Source organism: Streptomyces colwelliae, from assembly GCF_048158785.1.
Taxonomy (GTDB): Bacteria; Actinomycetota; Actinomycetes; order Streptomycetales; family Streptomycetaceae; genus Streptomyces.
On record NZ_JBLTJC010000460.1, the window covers coordinates 1 to 7,354 of the forward strand.

A 7,354-nucleotide genomic window follows, 5' to 3' on the forward strand; every position below is an offset into this window, starting at 1 on the left:
GGCGAAGAGGTAGAGGGTGCGGGGGGTGGGCGTCATGCGGGTCATCCGATCACGGGGCAACCAGCGTTGATGTGTCGTGACGGCCTAGGCTTCGAGGGGTGATTGAGACCATCGTGTTCGACGTCGGCGAGACGCTCACCCGAGACGACCGGTATTGGGCGTCGTGGGCCGACTGGCTGGGCGTTCCCCGTCATACCGTCTCCGCGCTCGTCGGGGCTGTGGTGGCCAGGGGCCAGGACAATGCGGAGGCGCTCCGTCTTCTTCGACCGGGTATCGACATCGCCGCCGAGTACCGCGCTCGCGAAACGGCTGGCCGAGGCGAGTACCTTGACGAGAGCGACCTCTACGACGACGTCCGCCCGGCCTTGTCCGCGCTTCGCGAACTCGGGGTGCGAGTCGTCGTCGCTGGTAACCAGACCTCCTGCGCCGGTGAGTTGCTGCGTGCCCTCGACCTGCCTGTGGATCTCACCGTCACGTCGGGGGACTGGGGGGTGGCGAAGCCGCAGCCGGAGTTCTTCGCGCGGGTGCTTGAGGTGGCCCAGGCGGCGGCGGACCGGACGGTCTACGTCGGCGACCATCCGGCCAACGACATCTTCCCCGCCAAGCGTGCGGGGCTGCGCGTCGCGCATATCCACCGTGGTCCATGGGGGCATCTATGGGCGGACGACGCCGAGGTCGTGGCGGCGGCGGACTGGCGCATCGACAGTCTTGGCCAGCTCGTGTCGATTGTGGCGGACCGACCGTAGCGTCGCGGCCCCACCAGCTTTGGCCGGTGGGGCCGTTTGCATAAGCGCTGCGTATCGACGCGGGTACGGTTCGGAGCGGACGTCCTCAACTGGAGCCTGTATGAGCGTATTTACGAGTGACGGAGTGGGCAGGCGGATCGCCTATTACCGCAGTGTCGTCCGTCCGAAGATGACGCAGCGACAGCTCGCCGATGCGGCATGCGTCGCTCTCGGAACCATCCGGAAGATCGAACGCGGTGAACGCGGCGTCACGGACGCCACCCTGGAAGCCATCGCGCATGCGTTAGGCGTCGACCCGACCCGGCTGCGGGCCGACCGAGGTCCTGCGCTGAGGGCCGTCCATGATGCGCTGCCCGCGCTTTCCGCTGTGATCGCCGCCTATGACGTGCCTGAAGACGGCCGGACGCGCCCCCTGCACAGCCTGCGCGCGGCCGTGGACGAGGCCGTCCACTGGCGACTGGGCGCTCAATACACGCGCATCGTCCGTACGCTTCCCGATCTGATCGCTGAACTCGCGCGTGCCTACCACCAGCCCTCCGCCCACGAGCGGTCCGAACTGGCCGCCCTCCTGGTCAGTGCCTACCGCTCCGCAGACGCCGCCGCCTACAAGTCCGGGGCCCGTGACCTGTCCGCGCGCCTGGTCGAACTGATGAGGTGGGCCGCTCCCGAGGCTGGAGATCCGCTGCTGTCGGCATCCGTCGCCTATGTCCGCACCGAGACGTTCTTCGCTGCCCACGCCCATGTCCCCGGGCTGCGCGCACTTGAACACGCCCTAGACTCCGCACCCGCCCCCAACGAACTGCCCGAGATCGCGATTCGGGGCGCGCTCCACATGAGGGCCGCGGTCATCGCCGGCCGAGCGCGCGATGCCGCGGTGGCGGCCGACCACCTGAGAGAAGCCCGCGCTTTCGCGGACCAGGTCACCGAGGGCGTGTACTACGGCACCGCGTTCGGCCCCGACTCCGTTCGCATCCACGAGGTGTCCGTCGCGGTCAGTCTGGGCGACGGGCATGCCGATCGCGCGCTCACCATCGCGAACGAGTGGAAACCGCCCCTCGACCTGCCGGCCGAGCGACGTTCCGGGTTCTACATCGAACTCGCCCGTGCCCAGCTCTGGTGCGGCCTCGCCGATGGCGCCTTCGAATCGCTGAAGGCCGCCCGGCGGATCGCCCCACAGCACACCCGCGAGCACCCGTGGGTCCGTGAAGACGCCGCGACGCTACGCCGGTTGAAGCGGGCCGACTCGGAGTCCCTCACCAACTTCGCCGAATGGTGCGCTGCCACCTGAGCGAACCACCCCAACTACCCCTCGCTGGGGTACTTGTGGCCTTCTCGCACCCTCACCATCTGTCGCACGCGCAGAAACCAGCAGATGGGAAACGGGCATGCCCAACCCACTCCCGCTTGTGACCGGGTACGCCACCGAGGAGTACTGACATGTTCGAGACCAGGGACCTTCTAACAACGCGCACAACCTCATCGAGAATGCGGCCGGTCTGCGGAACTGTCGAAGAGTGGCTGGCCTCAGCCCACCCGTCGCCGAGTACCGTGTGTGAAGAGTGGGACAGCATCGCGCAGCTCGCATTGATCCCACTCGGACGCGGCTTCGAGGCCGTCCGCATTCACGAAGACATCGTGCACGGCTTTGCGGGAAGCGACGACTCGGCCACGGTGAGCGCACGTCTCGCCGAGAGCCTCAACGGCGGCCCGGTCATCCGCGACCCCGGATTCCACCGCTACTACGCCCTCGTACCACCTGGCACCGCCGAGGCCTGGCGCACCCCGGTCGCGGAGTGCATTTCTGCGGGCACCTACCTGGGCGTACCGCGAGCCGACCGGGTCGAGTCGAACGGCGGGACGAGGACCTCGTACTGGTCGGTGCCGATGTCTCGGCCGGACGGTCTGTGCACGGCCGCCGACGTGCTGACCCTCGTGCAGGTGGGCCACTGTCCGGCACGCGAGGACGAGTCTTGAGTGCGTCCGCCGACGAGGGGCAGGAACTGTCGGCGGAATGCACGGTCGCCCAACGCCCTCATTACGAGGGGCTCCACGGCGAGTGCCGTCAGACGAAGGACATTCCACTACCAGGGACCACCCACATCCTCCTGCAGTCCCGCTGCGGCTGTTCCTGCCACAGCTCCGACAAACCCGGGGCCTGATCCCGAACCCGCCCTGTACAGGGCCCCATGGCGCTCGCTTCGGGGCAGGGCCGCGCCACACCCAAGTCTCGCTCGCAAGAAGGAGATGTTCATGACCGTCACTCTCGACCACCCCGCAGACACCCGCACCCGGGACCCGCAGGAACTCCTCAACGCCGTCGCCCCGCACATCACCGAACTGACCGTGAACATCTTCGACTCGGGGATGAGCATCTGGGATCGGGAGACAGCCCTGCTGCTACGGGATCACACGATGGTCCGTGACATGGCCGAACGCATTCTGGGCAACGCCGTCATGTACGTGATGGGCTCCATCGAGAACCCGGGCGTACACCTCGGTGTCGGCAAGCTGGTCGACATCAGCGTGCATCAACTCATCCTCGACACGCCCGTCTGGTTCGGCATCTGCCGCCTGTACAACGGCGGCCGGTACAAGCACCACGCCCCGTTCATCCAGCGCCGAAACGACGGCCTGTGCCTGCGCACCGGAGACTTCCTGAAGAGCCAAGGCTGGCCCGTGGACGAGGAGTTGTGGGCCATCGACGGCACGGACTGCTCGCCGTGCGACGACAAGGTTCCGGACAGCTACTGACCGCCCGCTACAGTCGGCCCCCGCTCTGCCGTTCCCTGCGGAGGGCGGGGGCTCCAGTACCCCGACACGACACAGAGGAACGCCGCCGTGCCCGTACCCCACGACATCCCGGCCGAGACCGAACTGTGGGACGCCTACGCAGAGTCGGCCTTCAAGGTCGACGCCGAGCCCGCGTTCTGCTGGACGCAGTACGCCGGTCACGGGCCCGGCCCCGAGTTGCTCGGTGCCCCGCGCAGTGTGTTGGAGATCGGGTGCGGAACCGGTCGGGCGCTTGCCTACCTCGCGCGGCAGGGTGTCAGCGCGCAGGGCGTCGACCTCTCGCCGGTCATGGTCGAGAAGGTGAGCGAGCGGTGGGGCGGCAGCGGGGCGGAGTTCGTGTGCGGTGAGGTTCTGGAGTACCTCGCCTCGTGCGACGACACGTATGACGCGGTCTATTCGATCTTCGGTGCGGCCTGGTTCAGCGACCCGGGCCAGTTGTTTCCTCTCGTCCGGGCGCGATTGAACCCGGGCGGCGTCTTCGTGTTCTCCCAGCCGCCAGCCATCCCCGGTGCGTACGGCCCGCAGGGCATGTACAAGGGGGGCTTCGCGGGGAAGGCCCTGTTCACGTACCGGTACAGCTATCGGCCTGCTGTTTGGGAACGGTTGCTGACTCGGGCCGGGTTCTCGGCGGTTGAGGCGGCTGTTGTTGATGCGCCTGAGGCTGGGCATATTGGGACGTTGATCGTGCGGGGCGAGGCTTAGCGTCAGGCTGCTGCCGTCTCGTGGCTGACGTCGCTTCGCCGCCTGGCACCCCACGACGACTCGGCCGCCGATAAGGAAGTGCGAACAGGTCGCTGTGTAGAGCAATGTCGGCGAGGTCGTCCGTGGCACGAACTGCGACGGTCGCCGACGCTGCGGCAGGCTCACCACCTCCGTGAGGACGGTACCGGCTTCGACGGGTCCGTCCGGTTGCCCTTTGACGGGTTGCAACGGCGGTGCATCGGGCGGGAGTTGTCGCGGTCGAGGAGGTCGCCGCCCTTGGACAGCGGCACGACGTGGTCGACGGTGAACGACAGCGGGTGCTTGGCGTGCAGCTCGTATCCGATGTTGTGGCCGCACCGTGCGCACGGGAGGCGCTGGGCTCGGAGCCAGGCGCAGAACCTGCGGGAGGGGCGCCCGTTGCGTGGGTTGCCGGCCACGGGCGCCTCCTCGGCTACGCCTTGGGCACGGTCCAGGTGACGGGGTCGCGGCCGTCAGGGCCGTAGATGATCCGGTCGGGGCGGGTGCCCTTCGCCATGCTGAACGTGATCTTGCCGCGCAGGCAGGTGCCGGGCTGTACGGCGGTGCCCTCGACGGGGTACTCCGGCTTGGGGATGCCGGCGCCGCTGACGCCGGGTGTCTGGATCCGGGTGTCGTCGGGGTAGCCGAGGGCCCACGGGCTCTGGGCGACCATGACGTTGGTGCTGGTGGCGTCGGCGCAGACCTTGACTTCGAGGATGGCCCAGGTCGGGTCGGGGAAGTCGGCGAGCGCGTCGGGGAGGTCGACCTCGGCGGGCTGGGTGTAGCTGATGACGCTGGTGGTGGCGCTGATGTGGCTGCCGTCGAGGTCGGTGTCCGACCAGTGGCGGCCGGCGCCGATGGCGAGGGCCTTGGGCTTGGCGACCGCCGTCGCGGTGGCCGTGCCGGTGGGCTTGGCGGCCGTTGTGGGCGCCTTGCTGTCGTCGCTGCTGGTGTTGCTGCAGGCGGTGGCGGCCGCGATGAGCAGGGCCGCGCAGGCGGCTGTGCGGGTGTTCATAGTCCCCCCGGGGCGTGCTGATGCTGAGGGTGCATCATGGCGCCCCGTGTGGGGCGATGTGGGGTCGTGTGGCCGTCTTGTGATGTTGAGGTCCGCCGCCCGGCGCTGCACATCCCGTGGGGTCACCTCTACCCCGGCGTCGGCGGCGAACGCTGACACGACGAAGCCCCAGTCGGTGAGCGGTCGGCTGGGGCTTCGTCGTGTGTCTGTGGCGGCTACTTGTTGGGGCCTGACAGGTCGATCCATATCTTCTTGATCTTCCCGCTGACTATCTCCGCGTGCAGCGGTCGTTTCCCATCTGTGCCGTTGCTGGTGGCGGCGTCGACGAACTCCTTGAGTTCGGCGAGTGTGATTGGTCGGCTCTTGCCGTCGAGCATGTGCTGGTGTTGAGGCATGAAGGAAAGGATGGGCTGTGCCGGCTTCTGTGTCACTAGCGCGTCAGGCGGTCTGTGACATGACGAAGGCCCCGCTGGTGTGCGGGGCCTTGGGCGTCTGTAGTGCCGTCTGAGGGCGCAGTTGTTCACCGAGATCGCTCACGTTGTCTGACCTGCGGTCAAGCGGCTGCGCGTCCCTGCCGTCTGGCGAGGGGTGCGGCGACGTCGTCGACGGCGTACCAGGGCTGTCGGGGTCTGCCGCCGGACCGCTTGAGCTGGCCGCGGTGGACGAGCAGCCGGACGCCTCCGAGGCTGATGCCGAGCTGCCTGGCGACCTGGTGCGCGGTGAGGTGGCCGGGCCGGATGATGTGCGGCTCCATGGCTTCATGGTGCTCTGCACGTCTCGTTAATCCGAGCGGCTGTGCGGTCAGGACGGCGATCGTCGGCGGTGTGTCGGGCACCTCTTTACGGTACTGCCAAGTCGCCTGGCCAGACCGGGTGTTGGGCGGCGGCCGTAGGCGTACCGTGTTGGCACGCGATTCGGGGGCAGCGGCACGGGGACGGCACGATGGGCGAGCAGTACGGCGGGGATCACCAGGATTTCCGGGACGGGAAGTTCAACGGGTCCTTCATCGCGAAGAACGTGGAGTACCAGCAGCACGGGCCAGCGCCCACCGCGTTGGATGCCCTGCCTCCGAAGGTGGCCGGGTTCACCGGTCGCCATGACCAACTCGGGGAGTTGCTCGGCGCGTTCGACCCAGCTGGGGGTGAAGCGCCGGGAGCTGTGTTGGTCGCCGCGCTTTCCGGGCTCGGCGGTATCGGCAAGACCGCGCTCGCGGTGGAGGCGGCGCATGAGGCCTGTGGTGAGGGGTGGTTCCCGGGTGGGGTGCTCTTCGTCAATCTCCATGGGTACGACGATGATTGCGTTACGGCGGAACAGGCGCTGGAGACTCTGCTGAGGGGGCTGGGGACGCCTCCGGAGCACATTCCGAACGGGGTTGATGCGCGGGCCGCGCTGTATCGCTCCGTGCTTCGGGCGCGGGAACGGGAGTTGGGGGCCGTGCTGGTCCTGGCCGATAACGCGTCCTCGGCTGAGCAGGTCAGTCCGTTGCTTCCCGGGGGCGGGCAGCACCGGTTGCTCGCCACCTCGCGGCGCAAGTTGCCCCAACTGGGGGCGCGGCTCCTGCCGCTGGGGGAGTTGAGTCCGGAGGAGGCGCGCGACCTCCTGGACCGTGCGTTGCGGATCGCTGCCCCGGCTGATGCGCGGGTGGCGAATGAGAGTGAGGCGGCTGCCGAACTCGCCTTGCTCTGTGGGCATTTGCCCCTGGCTCTTCAGATCGCCGGGGCCTTGCTTGTCCTCGACCGGGACAAGCCCGTGGCCGAACTCGTGGCGGAACTCGCCGAGTCCGGTGATCGACTTCTGCACCTCGACGACGGTGAGCGCAGCGTGCGGGCCGCCTTTGACTTGTCGTACAGGCGTCTGCCGGCTGAACAGGCCCGGTTGCTACGGCTGTTGGCCCTGGCTCCGGGGCCCGAGATGACGGCCGAGGTCGTCGCCGCGCTGGACGGGGCGGACACGCCGTCTGTGCGTGTGTTCGATGCGTTGTGCCGTGCCCATCTTGTTGAGCGGGGGAGCGAGCGTGGGCGGTGGCGGTTGCATGACTTGGTGCGGGCGTTCGGGGTGGGTGTGGTCAAGGGGGATGCGGGGT

Annotated in this window: 9 protein-coding genes and 1 pseudogene; 6 read left to right on the forward strand and 4 right to left on the reverse strand. The window is 68.2% G+C overall.

Translation table 11 applies throughout. From position 1 onward, the window contains the following. Nucleotides 1-98 precede the first annotated feature (98 nt). From ACNFOC_RS47620 to ACNFOC_RS47640, 5 genes are all read left to right on the forward strand, one after another. Entirely contained in the window at nt 99-746 is a 648-nt protein-coding gene (locus ACNFOC_RS47620; protein ID WP_416965239.1) for an HAD family hydrolase, read from the forward strand. 100 nt (nt 747-846) lie between these two features. Continuing rightward, nucleotides 847-2,034: a helix-turn-helix domain-containing protein gene (locus ACNFOC_RS47625; protein WP_416965240.1), complete on the forward strand. Its 1,188-nt coding sequence runs from the start codon at nt 847-849 to the stop codon at nt 2,032-2,034. 383 nt (nt 2,035-2,417) lie between these two features. Further along, nucleotides 2,418-2,720: a hypothetical protein gene (locus tag ACNFOC_RS47630; protein WP_416965241.1), complete on the forward strand. Its 303-nt coding sequence runs from the start codon at nt 2,418-2,420 to the stop codon at nt 2,718-2,720. A 276-nt stretch (nt 2,721-2,996) separates the two neighbouring features. After that, nucleotides 2,997-3,497: a hypothetical protein gene (locus tag ACNFOC_RS47635; protein WP_416965242.1), complete on the forward strand. Its 501-nt coding sequence runs from the start codon at nt 2,997-2,999 to the stop codon at nt 3,495-3,497. Nucleotides 3,498-3,584: 87 nt separating this feature from the next. Next, nucleotides 3,585-4,238, forward strand: coding sequence for a class I SAM-dependent methyltransferase (locus tag ACNFOC_RS47640; RefSeq protein ID WP_416965243.1), 654 nt, complete (start codon nt 3,585-3,587; stop codon nt 4,236-4,238). Between the two features lie 161 nt (nt 4,239-4,399). On the opposite strand, the gene ACNFOC_RS47645 is transcribed toward ACNFOC_RS47640, so the two are convergent. The 4 genes from ACNFOC_RS47645 to ACNFOC_RS47660 all read right to left on the reverse strand — a co-directional run bounded on the left by ACNFOC_RS47645 (nt 4,400) and on the right by ACNFOC_RS47660 (nt 6,025). After that, complete coding sequence (locus ACNFOC_RS47645) at nt 4,400-4,675, reverse strand: HNH endonuclease (RefSeq protein ID WP_416965244.1); 276 nt, start codon at nt 4,673-4,675, stop codon at nt 4,400-4,402. Nucleotides 4,676-4,689: 14 nt separating this feature from the next. Then, the gene (locus ACNFOC_RS47650; protein WP_416965245.1) at nt 4,690-5,271 is read right to left on the reverse strand and encodes a hypothetical protein; all 582 of its coding nucleotides are present in this window, start codon (nt 5,269-5,271) and stop codon (nt 4,690-4,692) included. A 215-nt stretch (nt 5,272-5,486) separates the two neighbouring features. Next, nucleotides 5,487-5,666 (reverse strand): hypothetical protein, encoded by a 180-nt coding sequence (locus ACNFOC_RS47655; RefSeq protein WP_405844223.1) that lies wholly within the window; start codon nt 5,664-5,666, stop codon nt 5,487-5,489. A 158-nt stretch (nt 5,667-5,824) separates the two neighbouring features. Next, nucleotides 5,825-6,025 carry a hypothetical protein gene (locus tag ACNFOC_RS47660; RefSeq protein WP_416965246.1) on the reverse strand — a complete coding sequence of 67 codons (201 nt, stop codon included), beginning with the start codon at nt 6,023-6,025 and terminating at the stop codon, nt 5,825-5,827. 188 nt (nt 6,026-6,213) lie between these two features. Between ACNFOC_RS47660 and ACNFOC_RS47665 the strand changes: the two are divergent. Continuing rightward, nucleotides 6,214-7,354: pseudogene (locus ACNFOC_RS47665) on the forward strand (regulator); the annotation flags it as partial.

Coding starts and splice junctions, on each gene's coding strand:
- ACNFOC_RS47625 (WP_416965240.1), top strand. CDS start 847: ATGAGCGTATTTACGAGTGACGGAGTGGGCAGGCGGATCGCCTATTAC.
- ACNFOC_RS47635 (WP_416965242.1), top strand. CDS start 2,997: ATGACCGTCACTCTCGACCACCCCGCAGACACCCGCACCCGGGACCCG.
- ACNFOC_RS47650 (WP_416965245.1), bottom strand. CDS start 5,271: ATGAACACCCGCACAGCCGCCTGCGCGGCCCTGCTCATCGCGGCCGCC.
- ACNFOC_RS47655 (WP_405844223.1), bottom strand. CDS start 5,666: ATGCCTCAACACCAGCACATGCTCGACGGCAAGAGCCGACCAATCACA.
- ACNFOC_RS47660 (WP_416965246.1), bottom strand. CDS start 6,025: ATGGAGCCGCACATCATCCGGCCCGGCCACCTCACCGCGCACCAGGTC.